Origin of the sequence: Micromonospora sediminicola, from assembly GCF_900089585.1 — a bacterium.
Taxonomy (GTDB): Bacteria; Actinomycetota; Actinomycetes; order Mycobacteriales; family Micromonosporaceae; genus Micromonospora; species Micromonospora sediminicola.
The window spans coordinates 989623-1011133 of the sequence record NZ_FLRH01000004.1; the positions used below are offsets into that span (position 1 = coordinate 989623).

General features: G+C 73.1%; 22 protein-coding genes and 1 pseudogene. 4 read left to right on the forward strand and 19 right to left on the reverse strand.

Annotated elements, in window-relative coordinates:
* Positions 1 to 2: 2 nt before the first annotated feature.
* The 7 genes from GA0070622_RS26035 to GA0070622_RS26055 all read right to left on the reverse strand — a co-directional run bounded on the left by GA0070622_RS26035 (position 3) and on the right by GA0070622_RS26055 (position 4989).
* Entirely contained in the window at positions 3 to 1250 is a 1248-nt protein-coding gene (locus tag GA0070622_RS26035; protein ID WP_091580125.1) for a M50 family metallopeptidase, read from the reverse strand.
* A complete protein-coding gene (gene dxr, locus GA0070622_RS26040; protein ID WP_091580129.1) occupies positions 1247 to 2461 on the reverse strand; it encodes a 1-deoxy-D-xylulose-5-phosphate reductoisomerase in 1215 nt (404 codons plus the stop codon). Before dxr ends, GA0070622_RS26035 begins: the two co-directional genes overlap by 4 nt.
* Before the next feature lie 129 nt (positions 2462 to 2590).
* A complete protein-coding gene (locus GA0070622_RS26045) occupies positions 2591 to 3229 on the reverse strand; it encodes a Uma2 family endonuclease (protein WP_091580133.1) in 639 nt (212 codons plus the stop codon).
* Between the two features lie 88 nt (positions 3230 to 3317).
* Entirely contained in the window at positions 3318 to 4235 is a 918-nt protein-coding gene (locus GA0070622_RS26050) for a PP2C family protein-serine/threonine phosphatase (RefSeq protein WP_245666822.1), read from the reverse strand.
* On the reverse strand, positions 4145 to 4540 hold the full coding sequence (locus tag GA0070622_RS33290) for a hypothetical protein (protein WP_245666824.1): 396 nt from the start codon (positions 4538 to 4540) through the stop codon (positions 4145 to 4147). The genes GA0070622_RS26050 and GA0070622_RS33290 overlap by 91 nt, the downstream gene beginning before the upstream one ends.
* A gap of 87 nt (positions 4541 to 4627) precedes the next feature.
* Entirely contained in the window at positions 4628 to 4750 is a 123-nt protein-coding gene (locus GA0070622_RS33525; protein WP_281187052.1) for a hypothetical protein, read from the reverse strand.
* Entirely contained in the window at positions 4750 to 4989 is a 240-nt protein-coding gene (locus GA0070622_RS26055; RefSeq protein WP_245666826.1) for a GNAT family N-acetyltransferase, read from the reverse strand. Before GA0070622_RS26055 ends, GA0070622_RS33525 begins: the two co-directional genes overlap by 1 nt.
* 51 nt (positions 4990 to 5040) lie before the next feature.
* On the opposite strand from GA0070622_RS26055, the gene GA0070622_RS26060 reads away from it, so the two are divergent.
* Positions 5041 to 5883 (forward strand): YhjD/YihY/BrkB family envelope integrity protein, encoded by an 843-nt coding sequence (locus GA0070622_RS26060; RefSeq protein WP_091580136.1) that lies wholly within the window; start codon positions 5041 to 5043, stop codon positions 5881 to 5883.
* 13 nt (positions 5884 to 5896) lie between these two features.
* On the opposite strand, the gene GA0070622_RS26065 is transcribed toward GA0070622_RS26060, so the two are convergent.
* Both GA0070622_RS26065 and GA0070622_RS26070 read right to left on the reverse strand, forming a co-directional pair.
* Entirely contained in the window at positions 5897 to 7063 is a 1167-nt protein-coding gene (locus GA0070622_RS26065) for an alkaline phosphatase PhoX (RefSeq protein WP_091580139.1), read from the reverse strand.
* Between the two features lie 104 nt (positions 7064 to 7167).
* Entirely contained in the window at positions 7168 to 7584 is a 417-nt protein-coding gene (locus tag GA0070622_RS26070) for a ribosomal protein L7/L12 (RefSeq protein WP_091584022.1), read from the reverse strand.
* Between the two features lie 182 nt (positions 7585 to 7766).
* Here GA0070622_RS26070 and GA0070622_RS26075 point away from each other — a divergent pair, with 182 nt between their 5' ends.
* Entirely contained in the window at positions 7767 to 9362 is a 1596-nt protein-coding gene (locus GA0070622_RS26075; RefSeq protein ID WP_091584026.1) for a phytoene desaturase family protein, read from the forward strand.
* 53 nt (positions 9363 to 9415) lie between these two features.
* On the opposite strand, the pseudogene GA0070622_RS26080 reads toward GA0070622_RS26075, so the two are convergent.
* Together GA0070622_RS26080 and GA0070622_RS26085 are read right to left on the reverse strand one after the other, a co-directional pair.
* Positions 9416 to 10055: pseudogene (locus GA0070622_RS26080) on the reverse strand (TMEM175 family protein).
* A gap of 106 nt (positions 10056 to 10161) precedes the next feature.
* Positions 10162 to 11742, reverse strand: a complete 1581-nt coding sequence (locus tag GA0070622_RS26085; protein ID WP_091580142.1) for a Rieske 2Fe-2S domain-containing protein — start codon at positions 11740 to 11742, stop codon at positions 10162 to 10164.
* Positions 11743 to 11997: 255 nt separating this feature from the next.
* On the opposite strand from GA0070622_RS26085, the gene GA0070622_RS26090 reads away from it, so the two are divergent.
* On the forward strand, positions 11998 to 12222 hold the full coding sequence (locus GA0070622_RS26090) for a DUF2631 domain-containing protein (protein ID WP_091580146.1): 225 nt from the start codon (positions 11998 to 12000) through the stop codon (positions 12220 to 12222).
* A gap of 72 nt (positions 12223 to 12294) precedes the next feature.
* Here the strand turns inward: GA0070622_RS26090 and GA0070622_RS26095 are convergent, their stop codons facing one another.
* The 8 genes from GA0070622_RS26095 to GA0070622_RS26130 all read right to left on the reverse strand — a co-directional run bounded on the left by GA0070622_RS26095 (position 12295) and on the right by GA0070622_RS26130 (position 20944).
* Positions 12295 to 13515 carry a DivIVA domain-containing protein gene (locus GA0070622_RS26095; protein WP_091580149.1) on the reverse strand — a complete coding sequence of 407 codons (1221 nt, stop codon included), beginning with the start codon at positions 13513 to 13515 and terminating at the stop codon, positions 12295 to 12297.
* Positions 13516 to 13537: 22 nt separating this feature from the next.
* On the reverse strand, positions 13538 to 14683 hold the full coding sequence (rlmN, locus tag GA0070622_RS26100; protein WP_091580154.1) for a dual-specificity RNA methyltransferase RlmN: 1146 nt from the start codon (positions 14681 to 14683) through the stop codon (positions 13538 to 13540).
* A 104-nt stretch (positions 14684 to 14787) separates the two neighbouring features.
* A complete protein-coding gene (locus GA0070622_RS26105) occupies positions 14788 to 16065 on the reverse strand; it encodes a phosphatidate cytidylyltransferase (protein WP_091580158.1) in 1278 nt (425 codons plus the stop codon).
* Positions 16066 to 16320: 255 nt separating this feature from the next.
* The gene (gene frr, locus GA0070622_RS26110) at positions 16321 to 16878 is read right to left on the reverse strand and encodes a ribosome recycling factor (protein ID WP_091580162.1); all 558 of its coding nucleotides are present in this window, start codon (positions 16876 to 16878) and stop codon (positions 16321 to 16323) included.
* Between the two features lie 85 nt (positions 16879 to 16963).
* Positions 16964 to 17731, reverse strand: coding sequence for a UMP kinase (gene pyrH / locus GA0070622_RS26115; protein ID WP_036345766.1), 768 nt, complete (start codon positions 17729 to 17731; stop codon positions 16964 to 16966).
* A gap of 156 nt (positions 17732 to 17887) precedes the next feature.
* Positions 17888 to 18715 carry a translation elongation factor Ts gene (tsf, locus tag GA0070622_RS26120; protein WP_091580167.1) on the reverse strand — a complete coding sequence of 276 codons (828 nt, stop codon included), beginning with the start codon at positions 18713 to 18715 and terminating at the stop codon, positions 17888 to 17890.
* Positions 18716 to 18844: 129 nt separating this feature from the next.
* Positions 18845 to 19711, reverse strand: a complete 867-nt coding sequence (rpsB, locus tag GA0070622_RS26125) for a 30S ribosomal protein S2 (protein WP_091580171.1) — start codon at positions 19709 to 19711, stop codon at positions 18845 to 18847.
* A 234-nt stretch (positions 19712 to 19945) separates the two neighbouring features.
* Positions 19946 to 20944, reverse strand: a complete 999-nt coding sequence (locus GA0070622_RS26130; protein WP_091580176.1) for a hypothetical protein — start codon at positions 20942 to 20944, stop codon at positions 19946 to 19948.
* A 207-nt stretch (positions 20945 to 21151) separates the two neighbouring features.
* Here GA0070622_RS26130 and GA0070622_RS26135 point away from each other — a divergent pair, with 207 nt between their 5' ends.
* Complete coding sequence (locus GA0070622_RS26135) at positions 21152 to 21511, forward strand: YraN family protein (protein WP_091580180.1); 360 nt, start codon at positions 21152 to 21154, stop codon at positions 21509 to 21511.

Consider the following 21511-nt stretch of genomic DNA (forward strand, 5'->3'; position numbering starts at 1 on the left):
ACTCACCTTGAGAAGAGCGTGATCGGGTTGACGACGTCCGCGGTGACGGTCAGCAGCGTGAACACGCCACCGACCAGGATCACCGCGTACGTGAGGGGCATGAGCTTCAGGTAGTCGACGCGCCCCGGGTCGCTGCGGCCGATCCGGGCGTAGAGCCAGGAGCGGGCGCGCTCGAACCAGGCGATGGCGATGTGGCCGCCGTCCAGCGGGAGCAGCGGGAGCAGGTTGAACACGCCGATGAAGAAGTTGAGCGACACGAAGAGCATGAAGAACACCAGCCAGGCGTTGTTCTCCACGGCCTCGCCGCCGAGCCGGCTGGCGCCGACCACGCTGATCGGGGTGTCCATGTCGCGCTCTTCACCGGTGATCGCGTTCCAGAGCGCCGGGACCTTCTGCGGGATGCGCTGCATGGCGTGCGCGGTCTGCACCGCCATGTTGCCGGTGAAGTCGGCGGTGGCGCCGAATGCGGCGACCGGGCCGTACTCCACCCGGGTGGGGGTGCTCGGCTGGAGCGCCACGCCGAGCGCGGAGACCGCCGAGGTGGCGCCCTTCGGGTCGCCCAGCGGCGGTCGCTGCACCGCGGCCAGGTCGACCGTGGCCGTGGCGGGGGTGCCGTCGCGCAGGTAGGAGACGGTGGCGGTGCCGGGCTTGGTGCCCCGGACCACGTCGAGCATGTCGCCCCAGGTGGAGACCGGACGGCCGTTCACCGCGGTGATCCGGTCGCCGTCCTTGAGCTGGGCCTGGGCGGCCGGGCTGGCCGGGTCGCCGCTCTGGCAGGCGCGGGCCGCGTTCTCCACGACCACGCACGGGGCGATGGCGACCACCGCCGGCTCGGCCCGGAAGCCGGCCTCGGTGGTGGGGAACTTCGGGTTCGGCAGGCCGGCGGAGACCGCGATGATCCAGAGCGCCACCAGCGCGATGGCGAAGTGCATCGCGGAGCCGGCGGACATCACGATCGTCCGCTTCCACACCGGGTAGCGCCACATGGCGCGCTTCTCGTCCCCCGGCTCCACGTCGTCGTCCTGCGGCGTCATGCCGACGATCTTGCAGAAGCCGCCGAGCGGGATGCCCTTGACGCCGTACTCCGTCTCGCCCCGCTTGAACGACCAGAGCGTCGGGCCGAAGCCGACGAAGTAGCGGGTGACCTTCATCCCGAACGCCTTGGCGGTCAGCATGTGCCCCGCCTCGTGCAGGCTCACCGAGATGAGGATCGCCAGGGCGAACAGCACCACCCCGAGCAGATAGCTCATCGAGCTCCTTCCACCGACCCGACGATGATCTCCTGGGCGTGCGCCCGTGCCCACGACTCGGCGGCGAGCACGTCCTCGACGGTACCTGGTTCGTCGAAGTCGGGAGCGTCCTCCAGCACCCGCTGGAGGGTGTCGACGATGCCGAGGAAGGGCAGCCGCCCGGCCACGAACGCCGCCACGCACTCCTCGTTCGCCGCGTTGTAGATCGCCGGCCGGCACCGCCCGGCCTCGCCGGCCGCCTTGGCCAGCGCGACCGCCGGGAACGCGGTGTCGTCGAGCGGGAAGAACTCCCAGGTGTGCGCCGAGGTCCAGTCGACCGCCGCGGCGGCCCCGGGGACCCGGTCCGGCCAGCCGATCCCGAGCGCGATGGGCAGCCGCATGTCCGGCGGGCTGGCCTGGGCGAGGGTGGAGCCGTCGACGAACTCGACCATCGAGTGGATCACCGACTGCGGGTGGACCATGACCGTGATGTCGGCGTACGGCACGTCGAACAGCTCGTGCGCCTCGATCACCTCCAGCGCCTTGTTGACCATCGTGGCCGAGTTGATCGTCACGACCGGCCCCATGTTCCAGGTCGGGTGCGCGAGGGCCTGCTCCGGTGTGACCTGGGTCAACTCGTCGCGCCGCCGGCCCCGGAACGGGCCGCCGCTGGCGGTGACCACCAGCCGCCGCACCTCGTCGCGGGCACCGCCGCGCAGGCACTGGGCCAGCGCCGAGTGCTCCGAGTCGACGGGCACGATCTGCTCCGGGCGCGTCACCGCGGCCCGCACCAGCGAACCACCGGCGACCAGGGACTCCTTGTTGGCCAGCGCGAGGGTGCGCCCGGCGCGCAGCGCGGCCAGGGTCGGCGCGAGCCCGAGCGAGCCGACCACGCCGTTGAGCACCACGTCGCACGGCCACTGCGCCAGCTCGGTCATCGCGTCCGGACCGGCCACGATCTTGGGCAGCTTGAAGTCGCCGGTGGCCCAGCCGCGCCGGCTCGCCTCGGCGTAGAACGCCAACTGGAGGTCCTGCGCGGTGGAGGCGCGGGCCACGCCGACCGCCTCCACGCCCAGCTCCAGCGCCTGGGTCGCGAGCAGCTCCACGTTGCCGCCGCCGGCGCCGAGCGCGACCACCCGGAACCGGTCCGGGTTGCGCTTGACGATGTCGATGGCCTGGGTGCCGATGGAGCCGGTCGAGCCGAGCAGCACGAGGTCTCGGGGAGTGGTCACCCACCCATTGTTCCCCAGCGCCTCACCCGTCCCGCCCCGGCGTCCCCCCACTGCTTGATCGACTCCGCTTCCCCGAGGTGGCGCCCTCCCGGCCCGACCGATGCCGCCACCTCGCCGAACCGGTGTGGATCACACCGAGGTCCCGGACCCGGGGGCCTCCTCGTCGAGCAGGTCGGCCGGATCGACGCTGAAGTCGAACGGCTGCCGCATCACGAACGTGGTTCCCGCAGCCGCGGCGGACAGCGGCCGGTACTCACCGTCGACCAGCTCGTAGAGCGCGAGCGCCGGCACCCGGTTACGCAGGTCGACCCGGAGGAAATACGGCACGCCGGCGGCGGCGTACTCCCGCGGCCGGTCGATCACGTCCTTGCGCCGGTTGCCGGGCGACACGATCTCGCCGAGGAGGACGGCCTCACCGATGTCGACCGCGGACCGGCCGCCGCCCGAGGAGCGGAGCACGGCGATGTCAGGGATGAACATGTCCTTGCCGCAGACCAGGTTGATCTCCGGATAGACCCAGAGTCCCTCCCGGCGGGCGGCCCGGTGCAGGAGGTAGGGCAATTCGCGTTCGACCGACTGGTGGTCGATGCCGGCATGTGGTGTCACGATCACGCTTCCGCTCAGGACCTCGACCTTCGGGCCGTTGGTCTCCGGTAGGAGATCGAGAGCGAGCTGCGCGGTCCACGGTTCGTCGTGCCAGCGGAGCACGTCGAACGACGGCTCGGCGGGCTGCGGCGCCGGCTCGGGCGCGAATGCGGCCTGGGCCATCGGGCTCACCCCCTCCGCGGGTAATCGTGCTACCGCCCACCCTAGCGGCGCTGCCCCGCCGAGCCCTGCTCGCACACGGTGTCCGTCGCTACCGAGATCCCTCAACCCGCGCGGTGAGGTGCTCCAGGTGCCCCAACGGCAGATGCGGTGGCTGCCACTCCAGGAACAGCGCGGTGGCGTCGTCGTCGAGCTGGTCCCGCTGGTAGGCGAGGACGGCGCGGACCAGCCGGCGCATCGTCTCCGGGCTGGGCAGCCGGTCGTTGAGGGCACGCTCGACGAAGTCGACCAGCCGGTCCAGCCCGAACCGTTCCCCGTCGTCGCCGCGCGCGTCGGTGATGCCGTCGGTGTAGGCGAGGACGCGGTCGCCCGGGTGCAGCGCCTCCTCGTGCACCCGGGGGCGCCTGGCCGACAGGTTGCCCAGCCCGAGCGGCAGCGCGGTCGGCCCGGGCAGCGCCCGGACGGCCTTGCCGTCGCGCAGCAGCATGGCCCCGGGGTGGCCGGCGTTGATGATCCTCAGCAGGCCGGTCCGCCGGTCCAGCTCGGCGAGCAGCGCGGTCGCGAACAGGCCGGGATGCTCGGAGCGGACCCACCGGTCGATGCTGATCGCCGTGTCGACCAGGTCGAGGCCGGTGCGCCGGGCGTTGCGGTACGCGCTGACCACGAGCGAGGCCAGCGCGCTCGCCTTGATCCCGTGCCCGCAGGTGTCGAAGAGCCCGACGCTGAGCACATCGCCGTTGAGCGCGTAGTCGAAGATGTCCCCGCCGACGTCGTAACACGGTTCGAGAATGGCGGTGATCACCAGGTCGTCGGTCGCGAAGGTCAGCGGCGGCAGCAGCCCCCACACGGTCTCGGCGGCGACCTGCATCGGAAGGCGGCGGCGGATCCGTTCCACGACGTCGCCGTAGAGCCGGCGGTTCACCAGGACCTGGGCGACGGCGACCGCCACCTCCCAGGCCGGCCGGTCCAGCGCGGGATCGCCGGCCCCGGGCGACACGATCTCCAGCACCCCAGCCGCTCACAGCCGAGCAGCAGCGGCACCCAGAGCCGGTCCGGGTGGTCGGGGGCGCGCTGCACCTGGAGGCCGGTGAACGCCCGGCCGGCCAGCGTCGTCTCGATCGTCAGCTCGTCCCGAGGCCCGCCGGCGCCGACCAGGGGTACGAGCGAGGACTGCGTGTAGTCGGCCAGGTAGATCACGATGTCGGTGGCCCCGATCGCGGGCGCGGCCCCGCTCACCAGGAGCGACAGCTCGTCCGGCCCACCTCGGGGGGCGTTGAGGTGCAGCCAACGCGCCGCGTCGCCACCGTCGACCACACCACCACCTCCCCCCGTGTCCCCACCACCGTAGGAGGCCGGCGACGAACTGCCAACGTGCGGGCGCGGGCGAGACGAGGAACACCGCTAGGCGGGGCGGTCCAGGACGAACGTCTCCAGGGCGGCGCCGCCGTACCAGTCGCCGCGCACGCCGACGTGGGTCATCCCGAGCCGCCGGGCCACCGCCATGGACGGCTCGTTGCCGGCCATCACCACCGGTCTCGGGGTTCGATCGCCCACAGGCCCCACCTGCCGGCGTACGGCGCCCAGCGGTCGCGCCACAGACGCACCCGGTCGCGCGCCTCCGCCGGGTCGGTCATCCGCCCCGCCCCGCCCCCGAGCCAGCGCATGACCTCCTCGCGGGAGTAGATGTCGTAGACGCGGGCCAGGTCGTGCGGTGATTCCGTCCAGTCCCGGACCACGAGCCGCTGGGTCGAGGCGATCATCATGACGCCGGATCGTAATGCGTGCCGGACGGGCGTACGGGGAACGAGGGGGCGATGGGCGACGGGTGGGAGCGGACCAAGCGGATCACGGCTGCGGCGTTCCGGCCGGTCCGGGGCCGGGATCTGTCGCTGCACGCCGCCGCGATCACCTTCTACGGCGCGATCGCCGTGGTGCCGGTGGCGCTGCTGGCGATCTGGCTCACCGGGCTGGTCGCCGGGGCCGACCGGGTGCGCCGGCTCACCGGGTACGCGATCGACACCCTGCCCACCCAGATCGGCGCGGACCGGGCGGTGGCCGCGCTGGTCGAGGCCGGGGTGACGCTGACGCCGCTGCTGGCCCTGGCCTCGCTGCTGCCGGCCTCGCTCTACGGCGAAGGGCTGCGCCGGGCGTTCGTCTCGGTGGCCGAGCCGCGCGGCGAGTCCGGCGCGCTGGTCGGCTGGCGCGGCCGGCTGCTGCTGCTCCCGCTGCTCGCGCCGGCCCCGGCGCTGCTGCTGTCGATCCTGCTGGCGCTGCCGCTGACCACCCGGCTGGTCCGCCAGGGCGGCTGGATCGGCGCGCTGGGCGTGGTGCTGTCGTTCCTGGCCGTGTGGCTGGTGCTCACGCCGGTGCTGGTGTGGGTGTTCCGGGTGGTCGGACCGGCCTCCCCGGACTGGCTCTCCACGCTCGGCATGGGCTCGTTCACCGCCGCGAACCTCTCCGGCTTCCTGCACGGCTTCGTGCTGTTCTGCTCGCTGCCGCTGAATCTGGGCGTGCCGTTCGGCGGGTTCGACGAGATCGGCGGCGGGGTGGCGGTGCTGCTCTGGCTCTACCTGTTCCACGTGATCGTGCTGGCCGGATACTCGGCCACCCTGGCGCTGAGCCGGTGGCGGGCCGCCCGGGTGGCGGCCCGCGCCTGACCGGTGAGCCGCGTCAGCGCCGGAACGGGCCGCGCACCTCGTAGGTGATGCCGCCGCTGCCGGCGGTGGCACCGCTGGTGCCGCGCTGCGAGGAGAAGTAGAGCCGGCTGCCGTCCGGGGCGAACGCCGGCCCGGTGATCTCCGACTTCGCCTGCCCGAGGAGCCGCAGGAACGGCGAGACCACGCCGGCCGGCGTGATCACGTTGATCTCCATGTTGCCGCCGTCCTCGGCCACGTAGAGGTCGCCGCCCGGCGTGCCGGTGAGGTTGTCGACACCGGTCAGCGGCGCGGCGCCGGCCGGCACCAGCGAGTCGTCGTACGCGAGGTCGAGCCGCTGGTGCACCGCGTCGTACGCCCACACCCGGTTGTCGCCCTTGGTGGTGAACCAGCAGGTGTCGTCGGCGTACCAGCAGCCCTCGCCGCCGGTGAACGACTGCGCCGCGCCCACCTGGTAGCGGGTCGGGACCGGGAACCCGTCCCGGTCCGGCAGGTCCCGCCAGGTGACCGGGCCGGTGACCTGGCCGTCCGGGGCGCAGAGCACCTGCACCCGGCCGGTGCGCAGGTCGCCCCAGGTGTCCGGCACGAACCGGTAGAAGCAGCCGTCCGGTTCGTCCTCGGTCAGGTAGACCACCCGCCGCACCGGGTCGCAGGCCGCCGCCTCGTGCTTGAACCGACCCATCCGGGTCCGCTCCTCGCCACCCCGGCCGCCGTCGGGCCAGGTCTCGAAGACCCGGCCCAGCGGCACCTCCTCGCAGGAGAGCCACGTGCCCCACGGGGTCGCCCCGCCGGCGCAGTTGGTGTTGGTGCCGCCGAGGATCCGGTACGCGGCGACGACCGCGCCGTCGGCCGCGAACCGCACCGCCGAGGCGCCGCCGACCAGCGGGACCTCCGAGTTGGAGACGTAGATCCAGCCGTCGCCGGCCGGGAAGCAGGCGCCGCCGTCCGGCGCCCAGTGCCAGGAGTACGAGGTGCCGGCGACCCGCTGCCCCGAGCGGGCGATCACCCGGCTGGTGAAGCCGGCCGGCAACTGGAGGCCGTTGGCGTCGGCGGGCAGCAGGTCCCCGTACGGGCCGGGGCCGGGTTGGGCGGGGTCGGCGGGCGCGGCGCCGGCCCAGAGACTGCCGGCGAAGGCGGCCGCGCCGCCGACGGCGGTGGCACGCAGGACGGTACGACGATCCATCGGGGTGACCTTCCCGGAGGCGGTGGGTGTCCTGTCGACGGTAGAACACGAATCCATCGACCGCTGCCGCTGTCCGGTGAACGCGGGGTGACGGCCGCTCGGCGTCAGAGGCGTTCGACGTACCGCTTGGCGTCGGCGAGCGACAGGTTCGTGTGCTCCCGCACCACCTTGATCGCCTGGATCTTCCTGCCCCGGTGCAGCAGCCGCGCGGCCTCGGCCCGCACCGCGTCGTCGACGTTCGCGCCCGGCACCGGGACGCCCGGTGACCAGGTCCCGCCCGCCGCCAGCAGGTCCACCACGCGCTTCGCGTCCAGCAGCGACAGCCCGGTCTGCGCACGCAGCACCTTGACCGCCTCGACCGTGCGCCCGGCGCGGGCCAGCCGAAGCACCTCGGCCTGCCCGTCAGCGGCGGGGCGGTCCGGGGCGACCAGGTCCCGGGGACGGCCGCGCCGCACCACGAGCAGTACCAGCACCACCACGACCAGCGCCACCACGAGGGCGACCGGGACAGCCTCGGACATGGCCGCCACGGTAGCCGCCCGCCGCGAACCCTCCCACCGGTGACGTGCCCGCACTAGGCTGCCCGGGCATGAGCGAACGCACCGAGCGCAGCGAGGGCCATGAGCACATGCCGAGCCGGCACGGCATGAGCGAACGCACCGAGCGCAGCGAGGGCCATGAGCGCATGCCCAGCCGGCACGGCATGAGCGAAGCGAGTGAGCTGCCGTCCCGCGCCGACGTCGTCGTGGTCGGCTCCGGGCACAACGGCCTGGTCTCGGCGATCCTGCTGGCCCGCGCCGGCCTCGACGTGCTGGTGCTGGAGGCCGCCGAGGTGATCGGCGGGGCCACCCGTACCGAGAATCCGTTCCCCAAGGTGCCCGGCCTGCGTCACTCCACCGGGTCCTACCTGCTGGGGCTGATGCCGCCGGAGCTGCTGGCCACGCTGGACGTGACCATTCCGGTGCTGCGCCGCGACCCGCACTACTTCCTGCCCACCCCGGGCGGGCTCGGCTCGCCGTACCTGCTGTTCGGCAGCGACACCGCGGCCACCCGGCGGCAGCTCACCGACATGTTCTCGGCGGCCGACGTGGCCGCCGACGACGCGCTCCAGGCCGAGCTGGCCCAGTTGCGGGAGGACCTCGCGCCGGCCTGGCTGGCCGAGCCGCTGCCGGTCGAGGAGACCGCCGAGCGCTACGTCCGGCCGGCCCTGCGGCAGGTCTTCGTCGACCTGGTGCGCGGCTCGGTCGCCGACCACCTGGCCCGCTTCGACTTCCGCTCCGAGCTGCTGGTCAGCATGTACGCGGTCACCGACGGCCTCTCCGGGCTCAACGCCGGCCCGGACGACCCCGGCACCGGGCACAACTTCCTGGTGCACAACATGTGCCGACTTCCCGGGTCGGACGGCACCTGGATGATCGCCGAGGGCGGCATGGGCACCGTCTCGCGTACCTTCGCCGAGGCCGCCCGGCGCGCCGGGGCGCGGATCGTCACCGGTACGCCGGTCACCGCGATCACGCTCGACGCCGGCGCCGCCTCCGGGGTGGTGCTGGCCGACGGTCGGGAGGTCGGCGCGTCCGTGGTGCTGGGGGCCTGTGACCCGTACCGGCTGATGGAGCTGCTGCCCGACGGCGCGCTCCCGGCGGAGCTGGGCGCGCGGATGGCGGCGGTCCGCCGCCCCGGCACCACGCTCAAGCTCAACCTGGCGCTCACCGGGCTGCCCCGTTTCTCCTGCCTGCCGGCGGACGCGCCGAGCCCGTTCGGGTCGACCATCCACCTGCTCCCCGGCTCGGCCTCGCTGGTCGGCGCGGGCGGCGAGTCGCCGATGGCCGCGCTGCGCGGCATGTGGGCGGACGTCCGGGCGGGGCGGCTGCCGGACGAGCCGACCATCGAGTGGTACCTGCACACGACGGTCGACCCGTCGCTGTCCGACGGGGCCGGGCACCACTCGTCGGCGCTGTTCGTCCAGTCGGTCCCCTACGAGCTGGCCGGCACCACCTGGGACGCGGCGCTGCCCGGCTATGTGGAGCGGCTGATCGCGATCTGCGAGCGGTACGCCCCGGGCGCCGGTGACCTGATCGCGGACGCGGTGCCACTGCCCCCGCCCGGCATCGAGGCCCACTTCGGCATCACCGGTGGGCACATCCACCACGTCGACAACACGGTCTCGTTCACCGACCGGATGCCGTACGCGACCGGCGTGGACGGCGTCTACGCGGGCAGCGCCGGCTGCCACCCGGCGGGCAGCGTGATCGGCGCCGCCGGCCACAACGCGGCCCGCCGCATCCTCGCCGACCTGTAAGGAGGGGCCCCCTGTTAACGCCTCCGGTAGAGCAGGGGTCCCCTCTTAACACCTCACGGCGTCTCGGCGGCCTCCTGCCCGGCGCGCGGGAGGTCGCCGGGGCCGCGGATCACGTAGAGGCCGACCAGCAGCAGGTAGGCCAGCAGGCTGAGGATCGGGTCGACGAACACGACCGCGAACGCGACCAGGTAGAGCAGCGGGCCGAGCCGGAACCGGCGGGCCACCGCCCGGGCCAGCCGCGGGTCGAGGTCCGGGTGCAGCAGACCCCGGCGGGCGGGCCCACCACCAGCTCAGGTTGAAGAACAGCGCCTCGCCGAGCACCGTGCCCACGTACAGGGCGGCGGTGAGCCGCTGGTCGCCGGTGGTGCCGCGCAGGTGGTCCGCGAGCAGGTTCGCGGTGAACGGGATGGCCGCCACGAACATCAGCAGCAGCAGGTTGAGCACCAGCAGCATCTGGTCGACCCGGCAGACGTAGCGCCACATGTTGTGGTGGGTCAGCCAGACCTGGCCGACCACGGCGAACGTGATCACGTACGCCAGGTAGGCCCGCCACTCGTGCGCCAACGCGGCCGGCAGTCCCCGGTCACCCGGCGTGTCCGGACCGAACTGGAGCAGTTCGACCGCCATCAGGGTGAGCACGATGGCGATGACCGCGTCGCTGAACGCCTCCACCCGCGAGGCGTCCCGTGCCATCTCGCTGCTGCGCCCGAACCGGTACCCCGGTTCCCGGTCCGCGCCCGTCACGCCGCCCCCACACCACGATGGTCGCGTGCCGGGGCGGCGGGCGGGGCGGAAAGCGTCAGATGACCGCTTCCCCGGCCGGCGCCGGGGTCTCCGCGTCGGCGCGGTGCGCGCGGATCTTGTGCCCGACGCTGGTCAGGCAGCGGCCGCTGGCCAGGTCGAACTTCCAGCCGTGCAGCTGACAGGTGAGCTGGTCGCCGTCGACGATGCCGAACCGGCTCAGGTCCGCCTTCAGGTGCGGGCAGCGCCGCTGCACCACCCAGCCGTCGAGCGTGATGTCCTCGGCGTCGACCGCCCGCTCGTGCTCGTCGTACCAGCCCTCGGCGTACTGGAGGCGTTCCTCGGAGAGGCACTTGAAGAAGGCGTAGACGAACTCGTTGTACTGGCCGATCCGGGCCGCCGAGAACCGGCAGGACAGGAAGAGCGAGTTGACCCAGTCCACCTCGTCGATGTGCAGCAGGTGCTCGATCAGGGCGCGCTCGGTGCGGAACCGGTAGCGGACCTTCTCGTCCGCGTACGGCCGGACCTCCTTGCCCGGGAAGTCCACCACGATCGACTCGACCTCGGCACCGTCGTAGCCGACCAGGTCGAAGCGGACCGGACCGCCGACGCCCTTGGCCAGATAGATCGACTCGTCCAGCAGCGGCTCGATCCGGCGCTTCATCTGGCCGAGCACGTCGATCTCGGGATGCCGCCAGGACGCCTTCTCGGCCTCGATGATCGGGCGCTTGCGCTCCCGCATCTCCTCCAGGTGCGCGACCTTGTTCGCGAAGAACTCCTCCACCGGCACCGGGTGGGTGGTGGTCGCGCCCTCGGTGGTGATCTCCGTGACGCTGCCCGGCAGGAGCACGATGCCGTTGGTGCCGCCGACCTTGGCGTACTCGGCCAGGAAGACCGACTGGTCGGGGAAGATGTTGCCCTCGTCGCCGAAGATGTCGTTGAACTGCCACAGCTCGTCGTCGAGGAAGCAGGGCGGGCCGGCGATCGGGAAGACGTGGTCGGCCTTCAGGTCGTCGATGTAGCGCCAGGTGCGGTCGAACTGCCGGTCCCGCTTCTGCTTGCCGAACGCGGTCTTCGCCGCCTGCGGCAGCTCGTAGACCATCGGGTACCAGATCGCGCCGGAGAACTGGAGCATGTGCGCGTGCACGTGGCCCAGCTCGGCGAAGACGGTCAGGTCGGTCGGGCGGGCGTCGTTCTGGTTGAGCAGCCGGACGCCGTCGTACTCCACCCACAGCGACGAGTCGCCGATCGGGCCGTCGGTCGGGCTGGTCAACGCCTGGATCATGATCTTCAGCCCGCCGGGCAGCTCCACCACCTGCTCGTTCGGCGCCTTGAGGAACTTCGTGAAGCCCAGCGCCCGCAGCTCGTCCTCCATCTCCGAGGTGGGGAACTCGGGCAGCAGGACGGTGGCGTCCTTGGAGATGACGTCACGCAGGTGCTTGGCGTCGAAGTGGTCCCGGTGCAGGTGCGACACGTACAGGTAGTCGACCTGGCCCAGGGTCGCCCAGTCGAGCTGGGAGTTGTCGGGGAACGGGAACCACGAGGCGAAGTAGGCGGGATTGACCCACGGGTCGCACAGGATGCTGCCCGCGGGCGTGTCGATCCGCATGCTGGCATGGCCCGTACCGGTCACTCGCACCGCAATCCCCCTCGACAAGACATCAGGCGTACGTCAGGAACGCTACCGGAGGCAGTGTGGTCGCCGTTCCGCGACGCCGGTAGTGCCGTTGCGCCCCGGTCGGATCGGGTCCAACGGCCCGGGCCGGTCGGCGGCGTCCGGGCCGCCGGTCGCCCACGCGGGTCATCCCGGCACCGTGAGGTCGGACCCTGCGCCGGGCCCGGCGGGGCGCGTGCCAGACTGATCGGAGATCCGATCGCGAGGGAAGGACCGACAGTGGCAGGAGACGAGCCGGTAACCGCGCCAGATCAGCACAAGCCCGGGCACCGCAAGTCCGGGCGGATCGGTGCGGTGGTGTCGGCGGTGGCCCTGGTGTTGATGGCGTTCTGCGGCACCGAGGAGGGCCGGGTGGAGGACATCTGGCTGTTCGGGATCGCCGCGCTGCTGCTCGCCATCGTCATCGGCGACGCCGTGCTGCGCCGCAACGGCCTGCGGTCCTGACGCGCGGCGCCAGCGGTACGCGAAAGGGCCCGCCCCTCGTCGGGGGCGGGCCCTTTCGTCGTCGTGGACGGCTCAGCGGCCGAGCAGGATGTCCTGCACGTCCTTGAGCGCGGCGTCGACCTCGGCCTCGAAGTAGCCGCCGGGCACCAGCCCGAAGCGCAGCGTGTCGAGGTCCTTCGGGTTCACCGGCATCGGGTTGCGCCCCTGCATGCCGCCGAGCAGCGTCTCGAAGAACCGGTCGACCTGGTCCGGGTCGTACCCACTGCCGAACCGGCGGACCTGGAAGCTGCGCCGGATCTGGTCGACGCGGTAGAGGTCGCTGCCGGGCGGGCCGGCCATCGGCGGACCCACCATCGGCGGACCGGCGGCCGGCGGGCCGACCAGCGGCGGGCCGGTCATCGACGGGCCCGGACCGTAGCCCTGGTCCGGCGGGCCGTAGCCCGGCTCGGGGGCGCCGTAGCCCTGCTGCGGCAGCGCCGGCGGACCGGCCGGTCCGCGACCGCGCAGGTCACGCAGGTCACGCTCGGGCATGCGGATCTCGGCGGTCATGTCGGCGCGGCCGTGCCGCCCCGCCTCGAAACCGTCGAACCGCTCGTCCGGGCCGCCGTAGCCACCCGGACCGTTGTCCGGGCCGCCGTAGCCACCCGGACCGTTGTCCGGGCCGCCGTAGCCACCCGGACCGTTGTCCGGAGCGCCGTAGCCACCCGGGCCGTTGTCCGGGCCGCCGTAGCCACCGGGGCCGGGCGGGAGGCCACGCGGCGGCGGGCCACCGTGGCCGAGCGGGGCACCCGGGCCCATCGGACCGGGGCCACCCGGGCCGCGAGGCGCGTCGTAGCCGCCGCGCGGGGCGTCGTACCCGCCGGCGAACGCGCCGGTCGGCTCGTCGTACCGGTTGCCGTAGCGGTCGGCGGGCGGGCCGGCCTGGGCCGGCATCTGCCGGGGCGGCATCGGCGGCTGGGGCACCGGGGACAGGCCGCGGTCGTCGCGCATCGGCGGGCCGAGCCGGTCGGCCATCCGGGGGTCGCCACCGCGCCCGCCGGGGACGCCGGAGCGCTCCTCCAGCTCGGCGAGCTGCCGCTCCACCCGGTCGAGGTGCAGGTCGACCTGCCACTCGTCGTAGCCGTTGAACCGGACCCGGAAGACGACGTCGTGGACCTCCTGGGAGGCCACGGGCGCGCCCACCGGCTGGCCGGCGAGGGTCGCCTCGACCCGGTCCAGGAAGGCGTCCACCTCGTCGACCTTGTATCCCCGGCGGAGCGCCTTACGCCGGAAACGCTGACCCTGACTCGCCACTATGTCTCCTGGTCTCGTACCGCTACGCCGTTGCCGCGCGTGAGTCGCTGTCCGTGTCCTCGGCGGCGGCGAGCTGCCCACACGCCCCGTCGATCTCGCGCCCCCGGGTGTCCCGCACCGTCGTGGACACCCCGGCGTCGCGCAACCGCCGGACGAACTCCCGCTCGACCGGCTTCGGGCTGGCGTCCCAGCGGCTGCCCGGAGTCGGGTTGAGCGGGATCAGGTTCACGTGGGCCAACTTGCCGGCCAGCAGCCGCCCGAGCAGATCGGCTCTCCACGGCTGGTCGTTCACGTCCTTGATCATCGCGTACTCGATGGACACGCGACGCCCCGTCGTGGCCGCGTAGTCCCACGCCGCGTCCAGCACCTCGGACACCTTCCAGCGCTGGTTGACCGGGACGAGTTCGTCGCGCAGCTCATCATCGGGGGCGTGCAGCGACAACGCAAGGGTCACCGAGAGGTCTTCGCTGGCCAGTCGGCGGATGGCCGGGACCAGCCCGACCGTGGAAACGGTGATGTGCCGCTGGGACAGGCCGAGCCCCTCGGGCGCCGGCGCGACCAGGCGGCGGATCGCCGCGACCACCCGCGCGTAGTTGGCCAGCGGCTCGCCCATGCCCATGAACACCACGTGCGACAGCCGCGGCGGTGAGCCGGCCACCACCCCGGAGGCGGCCACCCCGGCCAGGTAGACGGCCTGGTCGACGATCTCCGCGGTGGACAGGTTGCGGGTCAGCCCGGCCTGGCCGGTGGCGCAGAACGGGCAGGCCATGCCGCAGCCGGCCTGGCTGGAGATGCAGACGGTGACCCGGTCCGGGTAACCCATCAGCACGCTCTCCACCAGCGAGCCGTCGTGCAGCCGCCAGAGCGCCTTGCGGGTCGCGCCGTCGTCGCAGGCCAGCTCGCGGACCGGGGTGAGCAGCGTGGGCAGCAGCGTGCCGGCCAGCCGCTCGCGGGTCGCCGCCGGCAGGTCGGTCATCCGCTCCGGGTCGCGCACCAGGCGCCCGAAGTAGTGGTTGGAGACCTGCTTGGCGCGGAACGCCGGTTCGCCCAGCTCGGTGACGAGCGCCTGCCGGCCCGGCAGGTCCAGGTCGGCGAGGTGGCGGGGAGGCATCGCGGGCTTGCGGCCGCGGGCGTCGGGGTCTACGGAGATCAGCGGGAGGCTCGTCATGGCGCGTCCAGTCTGACACGCGTCCGACCGGACGCACCCGTCCGTGGGTGCCGAATCGTCCCCGTCCGGCCGGTCCGGCCCGCGACGCCGCCGTGATCCATCCCTCAGCCCACCACCGGCACGAAGACCGCCAGCAGCAGATACGCCGTCGGCACCGCGAACAGGATCGAGTCGAGCCGGTCCATCAGGCCGCCGTGCCCGGGCAGCAGGTTGCTCATGTCCTTGACCCCGAGATCCCGCTTGATCATCGACTCGGCGAGGTCGCCGAGCACCGCCGCGCAGGAGATCGCCATTCCGAACAGGGCGCCCCACCAGGGGGCCACGTCGAACAGCAGCCACAGCAGCACGGCGCTGCCCGCCGCCGCGGCCGTGACCGAGCCGGCGAAGCCCTCCCAGGACTTCTTCGGGCTGATCGTCGGCGCCATCGGGTGCTTGCCGAACGCCACCCCGGCGGCGTACCCGCCGGTGTCGGAGAGCACCACCGCCACCAGCGTGACCAGCACCCGCAGGTGCCCGTCGTCGGGCGCCGCCGCGAGCAGGGCCGCGAAGCCGGCCAGGAAGGGCACGTACACCGCGATCAGGGTGGCCGCGGTCAGGTCGCGCTGGTAGTTGCCGGGCCCGTCACCCAACCGCCAGATCATCGTGCCCAGCACGGTGACCAGCAGCCCGAGGCAGAGCGCGTCCGGGCCGGCGAACCAGGCCAGCCCGACCGTGAGCACGCCGCCGGCGACCAGCGGCACCAGCGGCGGGTGGGCGCCGCTGCGGCGGACCGCCCGGGCCATCTCCCCGATGCCGATGGCCACGGCGGCGGCCAGCACGGCGAGGAACGCCGGCAGGAAGAAGAACAGCGGCACCACGATCGCCGCGCCGAGGGCCACCCCGACGCCGATCGCGGCCGGCAGGTTACGGCCGGCCCGCGACGCCCCGGGCACGGCGGTCGGGGGCCGCTCCGCGCTCGCCCGTCGACGGCCCCGGGCCCGGCGGCCGGCCGGTGGCTCGGGCGCCGTCTCGTCGCGTACCGGCTCGTCACGCACCGGGGGGATCTGGGCGGTCGGGTACTCGTCGTCCGGCCGGTCCCCACCCCACGCGCCGCGCCCGCCGGGCGCCGGCTCGTCCCGGCGGTCGCGCCCCGCGGCCCGGGGTTCGTCGTACGGCGGCGCGGCGTCGTGGCGTCGGGTCGTCCCCGGGTACGGGTCGGCGACCGGGCGCGCGTACGTCTCCGGGCGCGCGTAGGCGCCCGCGTCGGCGGGGTGCGGACGGGTGCCCGGGCCGGGGCGCTGCCACGGGCCGGGTTCGAGATCGGTCTCCGGCCAGGGCAGCGCGGGCGCCGGGCGGTCCCAGCCGCGCGGCTCGGCGCCGCCGTAGGGGTCGGGGTGGGACATCACGCACCGGCAGACGGTACGAAAGCCACCACATGACGCAAGACCAAAACCATCCCCTACCGGCGTGAGACTTCCTGTTGACCGACCGACGGCCGGGCGACTCCCGCCGTTCACCCGGTGGTGGTCGGGAATCGTGCCGAGCCTACTGCACCCGGGAAGCGCCGAGGGTGGACGCCGCCGGGCACGACGACGGCACCGGGCCGCCGCCCGGGGTCGGGCGGCGGCGGCGCGGTGCCGTCACGGTACGCGGGCCGCTCAGACCTCGAGCAGCTCGCTCTCCTTGTGCTTGACCAGTTCGTCGACGGTGCCGACGAAGCGCTGGGTCAGGTCGTCCAGCTCCTTCTCCGCGCGCCGGCCCTCGTCCTCGCCGACCTCGCCGTCCTTGACCAGGCGGTCCAGCTCCTCCTTGGCCTTGCGGCGGGTGTTGCGGACGGCCACCTTGGCCTCCTCGCCCTTGTGCCGGGCGACCTTGATCATCTCGCGGCGGCGCTCCTCGGTCATCTGCGGGAGCACGATGCGCAGCTGGTTGCCCTCGTTGTTCGGGTTGACCCCGAGGTCCGAGTCGCGGATCGCCTTTTCCATCGCGTTGGTCTGCGAGTTGTCGTACGGCTTGATGATCACCATGCGCGGCTCGGGCACCGCGATGGACGCCATCTGCGGCAGCGGGGTGGGGCTGCCGTAGTAGTCGATGAGGATCCGGGAGAACATGGCGGCGTTGGCGCGACCGGTGCGGATCCCGCCGAACTCCTCCTTGGCGTGCTCGATCGCACGCTCCATCTTCTCCTCCGCCTCGAGGAGGGTGTCGTCGATCACCGGTCTCCTCGCCTCCTTCTGTCGCTCGTCGTGGGCTGTGCTGGTGCTGCAGTGGCAGAGGACCGCTGCCGGTCCGGCGGGCCGGTCAGGCGGTGATCAGCGTGCCGATCTTCTCACCGCCGACGGCACGGACGATCGTGTCGTCGCCCTGGGCGCCGAAGACCAGCATCGGCAGGCCGTTCTCCATGCAGAGGCTGAACGCGGCGGCGTCGGCCACCCGCAGGTTACGGCGCAGCACCTCGGAGAAGGTGATCGAGTCGAGCTTGCTCGCCGTCGGGTCGATCCGGGGGTCGGCGGTGTAGACCGCGTCCACGCCGTTCTTGCTCATCAGCACCACGTCCGCGCGGATCTCCAGCGCCCGCTGGGCGGCCACCGTGTCGGTGGAGAAGTAGGGCATCCCGGCGCCCGCGCCGAAGATCACCACGCGGCCCTTCTCCAGGTGCCGGATCGCGCGCAGCGGGATGTACGGCTCGGCGACCTGGGCCATGGTGATGGCGCTCTGCACCCGGGTCTCGATGCCCTCCTTCTCCAGGAAGTCCTGGAGCGCGAGGCAGTTCATCACCGTGCCGAGCATGCCCATGTAGTCGGCGCGGGCCCGGTCCATGCCCCGCTTCTGCAGCTCGGCGCCGCGGAAGAAGTTGCCGCCGCCGACCACCACGGAGACCTGCACGCCGCGGCGGACCACGGTGGCGATCTGCCGGGCGATGCCCTGCACGACGTCCGGGTCGACGCCGATCGCGCCGCCGCCGAAGACCTCACCGGAGAGCTTCAGCACCACCCGACGGGACCGACCGGGCGGAGGGGCGGTCGGATCGTCCGCCGCCAGGCTCCGGTCACTCACAACCTGCGTCATCCGCCCCGCCCCTTCTCCCCGCGCGCCGCGCGGGCCTCGCGTACGTGCCCCTGCAGACCCTATGTGACGAGGAGGCCGCGGTGCCTGTCGCGTACACCGGCGGCCTCCTCGTCGACGTTCTCCCTGCGCCCGGGCTCAGCGGCCCGGAGCGGCGGCTCAGGCCTGGCCGACCTCGAACCGCACGAAGCGGGTCACCTCGATGCCGGCGTCGGCCAGCACCTGCTTGACGGTCTTCTTGTTGTCGGCGACCGCGGCCTGCTCCAGCAGGACGAAGTCCTTGAAGAAGGCGTTGACCCGACCCTCGACGATCTTCGGCAGCGCCGCCTCGGGCTTGTTCTCCTCGCGGGCGGTCTGCTCGGCGATCCGCCGCTCGGACTCGACGGTCTCGGCCGGCACCTCGTCGCGGGTGAGGTACTTCGGCCGCATCGCGGCGATCTGCATGGCCACGCCACGCGCGTCGGCGTCGGCCGCCTCGTCGGTCTTGCCGGAGAACTGCACCAGCACGCCGACCGCCGGGGGCAGGTCCTGGCTCTTGCGGTGCAGGTAGACCGCGGTGGTGCCGTCGAGCTTGGCGAAGCGGTTCAGCACCAGCTTCTCGCCGATCTTGGCGGACTGCTCCTGGATCAGGTCGGCCACGCTCTTGCCGTCGATGGTGCTGGCGAGCAGCTCCTCGGCGTTGGTGGCGCCGCTGGCCACACCGTGCTCGACCAGCTGCTGGGCCAGCGCGATGAAGGCGTCGTTCTTGGCGACGAAGTCGGTCTCGCAGTTGAGCTCCAGCAGCGCCTGGCCGGAGTGGGCGATGAGACCGTTGGCGGCGGTGCGGCCGGCCCGCTTGCCGACGTCCTTCGCGCCCTTGACGCGCAGGATCTCGACGGCCTTGTCGAAGTCGCCCTCGGCCTCGGTCAGCGCCTTCTTGGAGTCCATCATGCCGGCGCCGGTGAGGTCGCGGAGCTTCTTGACGTCCGCGGCGGTGAAGTTGGACATGACTCTCTCTTCGGTGTCAGTGAGATGGTCTGGGTGCCCGGTTACCCGGATCCGGGCCGGTTCTGCCCGGCGTACCCGTCGCGTCCCCAACCGCCCGGGAAACCGGACGGCGGGGACGCGACGGCGAGATCACTCCGCGGCGGCGGTCGCCGGCTGCTCGGCGGCCGGCGCGGCCGGCTCGGCGGCGGCGGGCTGCTCGTCGGCCTTCTTCGGCTCCTCGAGCAGCTCGCGCTCCCACTCGGCCAGCGGCTCGTCGGCGCCGACCTGGCCCGCCTCGGGCTTCTCGTCGGCGCCCCGGTTGCGGCCGGAGCGGGCGATCAGACCGTCGGCGACGGCGGCGGCGACGACCTTGGTCAGCAGCTCGGCCGAGCGGATGGCGTCGTCGTTGCCCGGGATCGGGAAGTCGACCTCGTCCGGGTCGCAGTTGGTGTCGAGCACCGCGATCACCGGGATGCCCAGCTTGCGGGCCTCGTCGACGGCGATGTGCTCCTTCTTGGTGTCGACGATCCAGACCGCGGCCGGGAGCTTCTGCATGTCCCGCAGACCACCGAGGGTCTTGGTGAGCTTGATCTTCTCGCGGGAGAGCTGGAGGGTCTCCTTCTTGGTGTAACCGGCGGCGGTGCCGCTCAGGTCACCCAGGGCCTCGAGCTCCTTCATCCGCTGCAGCCGCTTGTACACGGTCTGGAAGTTGGTCAGCATGCCACCGAGCCAGCGGTGGTTGACGTACGGCTGGCCGACCCGGGTCGCCTGCTCGGCGATGGCCTCCTGGGCCTGCTTCTTGGTGCCGACGAACAGGATGCTGCCGCCGCCCGCGACGGTGGTGCGCACGAACTCGTACGCCTTCTCGATGTAGTCGAGCGTCTGGCGCAGGTCGATGATGTAGATACCGTTGCGCTCGGTGAAGATGAAGCGCTTCATCTTCGGGTTCCAGCGCCGGGTCTGGTGCCCGAAGTGCACACCGCTCTCCAGCAGCTGACGCATGGTCACGACGGCCATGGTGGGTACTCCTACTTTGTCCCTGGTTGTCCGTCCGGTCGGCGACCGGACGCCTGGCGCCCGGTCGCCGGCCAGGGTGGGCCCGGTGCGGAACCGGGACCAGGGAGGCCGTCGCCCCACGGGAGGACCGTGGAGAGGGCGCGCGAGGTCGACCGCGCGAGGCGGTCGCCAGTCGACCAGTGTACGCGCCTTCTCCGCACCCCGGCCCCGGGGTGCGTTTCCTCCCCGCCCGGGTCAGCGGGCGGCGAGGGCCGCGGCCAGGAAGAGCACCAGGCCGACGGTCAGGTACGCCGTCGGCGGGCGGAGCCAACCCCGACTGCCGTCGGCGAGCGCCAGCCCGCCGGTGCGCAGCCCGTACAGGCCGGCGCCGAAGATCGGCAGCCCGACCACCAGGAACGTCCCCACCACCACGTGCGACGTGGACACCGGGTCGCCCACCAGCCCGTGCAGCAGCACCCGCAACGCCGGCACCTCCAGCACCAGCACCAGCGCCGCCAGCAGCACCGCGAGCGCCGGGCGCCGGGTCCGGTAGACGCCGTCACCCGGCGGCGGCCCGTCCGTCCGGGGCACCACCGACGGCATCGGGCCGGTCGGCATCTCCAGCGGGTTCGGCGGCGCCGCCGACTCCGCCGGCCCGCCGGGACGCTCACCGATGGTCAGCGGGGTGGCCGAGCCCGGACCCGGCCGGCCGCCCAGCGACATCTGGGTGCCGCCGGTCGCGCCGGTGTCGACGATCGGGTAGCCGCCCAGCGGCCCGGGTCGCGCCGGGTCGACCCCGCCCACGAGACCGTCACCGCCGCGCGCGCCGAACGCGTCGGCGCCGCGCGACCCGCCGCCGAGCGGGTCGGCGACCGGGGCCGAGGCGCCGCCGAGCGGGGTCGACGTGCCGTGCGACGCGGTGCCGAGCGCGTCGACGCCGCTGCGGGAGAGCGCATCCTCACCGCCCTGCGCCTCGCGCGCCGCCCGCCGGCCGGCCCGGCCGGGCAGCTCGCCGGAGACCTCCGGGTCGTCCGGACGCTGCGACCGCCAGCCGCTGGTGTCGTCGACCAGCGGGTCGGCGGTGGAGTAACCCCCGTACCGGCTCTCACCGGCGCGCTGCTCCGGGGCGCGGTAGTCGTCGTCGCGGTAGCGCGGCTCGCCCGCGGCGCGCCACTCCGACTCGTACCCGCGCTCGCCCCAACGCGACCCCTGCTGATCCTCGGGATAGCTCCGTCGTCCGTCCACGACGGGCACGGTATGCGACCGGCACCAGCCGCGCCATTCGGGCCGACCGGAACATCGCGCCAGCTCGGGGCGGCCCCGGCCGGCTCCGAGCCGCCGTGGGGTGATTCGGTGGCACATCGGCCGGAAGATCGTGGTCCCGTCCACAAGTCGGATCTCGTCCACAGGTCGGACGCCGGCGGCACGCGCCGCCCGGCCGCCGGTCGCAACCTGACCGGCATGACGAACCGGAACCAGGCCGTCGGGGCGTACGGCGAGCGGTGCGCGTTGCGGCACCTGATCGAGAGCGGCCTGCGGCCGGTCGCCCGCAACTGGCGCCGCCCCGACGGGGAGATCGACATCATCGCCTGGGAGGGGCCGGTCCTCGCCTTCTGCGAGGTGAAGACCCGGCGCACCGAGCGGTACGGCGCCCCCGTCGAGGCCGTGGTCCGGGCCAAGGCCCGCCGGCTGCGTGGCCTGGCCGTCCGCTGGCTCGCCGAGACCGGCACCACCGCCGACGAGGTCCGCTTCGACGTGCTCTCGGTCCGGCTGCCGGTCACCGGCCGGGCCCAGGTCGAACACCTGCGGGGCGCGTTCTGA

Bases quoted from the DNA above. Each gene is read 5' to 3' on its own strand.
- GA0070622_RS26135 (WP_091580180.1), top strand. From the start codon at position 21,152: ATGACGAACCGGAACCAGGCCGTCGGGGCGTACGGCGAGCGGTGCGCG.
- GA0070622_RS26055 (WP_245666826.1), bottom strand. From the start codon at position 4,989: ATGATGATCGCCTCGACCCAGCGGCTCGTGGTCCGGGACTGGACGGAA.
- tsf (WP_091580167.1), bottom strand. From the start codon at position 18,715: ATGTCCAACTTCACCGCCGCGGACGTCAAGAAGCTCCGCGACCTCACC.
- GA0070622_RS26035 (WP_091580125.1), bottom strand. From the start codon at position 1,250: ATGAGCTATCTGCTCGGGGTGGTGCTGTTCGCCCTGGCGATCCTCATC.
- GA0070622_RS26070 (WP_091584022.1), bottom strand. From the start codon at position 7,584: ATGTCCGAGGCTGTCCCGGTCGCCCTCGTGGTGGCGCTGGTCGTGGTG.
- GA0070622_RS26105 (WP_091580158.1), bottom strand. From the start codon at position 16,065: ATGTCCCACCCCGACCCCTACGGCGGCGCCGAGCCGCGCGGCTGGGAC.
- GA0070622_RS26075 (WP_091584026.1), top strand. From the start codon at position 7,767: ATGAGCGAAGCGAGTGAGCTGCCGTCCCGCGCCGACGTCGTCGTGGTC.
- GA0070622_RS26060 (WP_091580136.1), top strand. From the start codon at position 5,041: ATGGGCGACGGGTGGGAGCGGACCAAGCGGATCACGGCTGCGGCGTTC.
- GA0070622_RS26045 (WP_091580133.1), bottom strand. From the start codon at position 3,229: ATGGCCCAGGCCGCATTCGCGCCCGAGCCGGCGCCGCAGCCCGCCGAG.
- pyrH (WP_036345766.1), bottom strand. From the start codon at position 17,731: ATGACGCAGGTTGTGAGTGACCGGAGCCTGGCGGCGGACGATCCGACC.
- rlmN (WP_091580154.1), bottom strand. From the start codon at position 14,683: ATGACGAGCCTCCCGCTGATCTCCGTAGACCCCGACGCCCGCGGCCGC.
- rpsB (WP_091580171.1), bottom strand. From the start codon at position 19,711: ATGGCCGTCGTGACCATGCGTCAGCTGCTGGAGAGCGGTGTGCACTTC.
- GA0070622_RS26065 (WP_091580139.1), bottom strand. From the start codon at position 7,063: ATGGATCGTCGTACCGTCCTGCGTGCCACCGCCGTCGGCGGCGCGGCC.
- GA0070622_RS33525 (WP_281187052.1), bottom strand. From the start codon at position 4,750: ATGGCCGGCAACGAGCCGTCCATGGCGGTGGCCCGGCGGCTCGGGATG.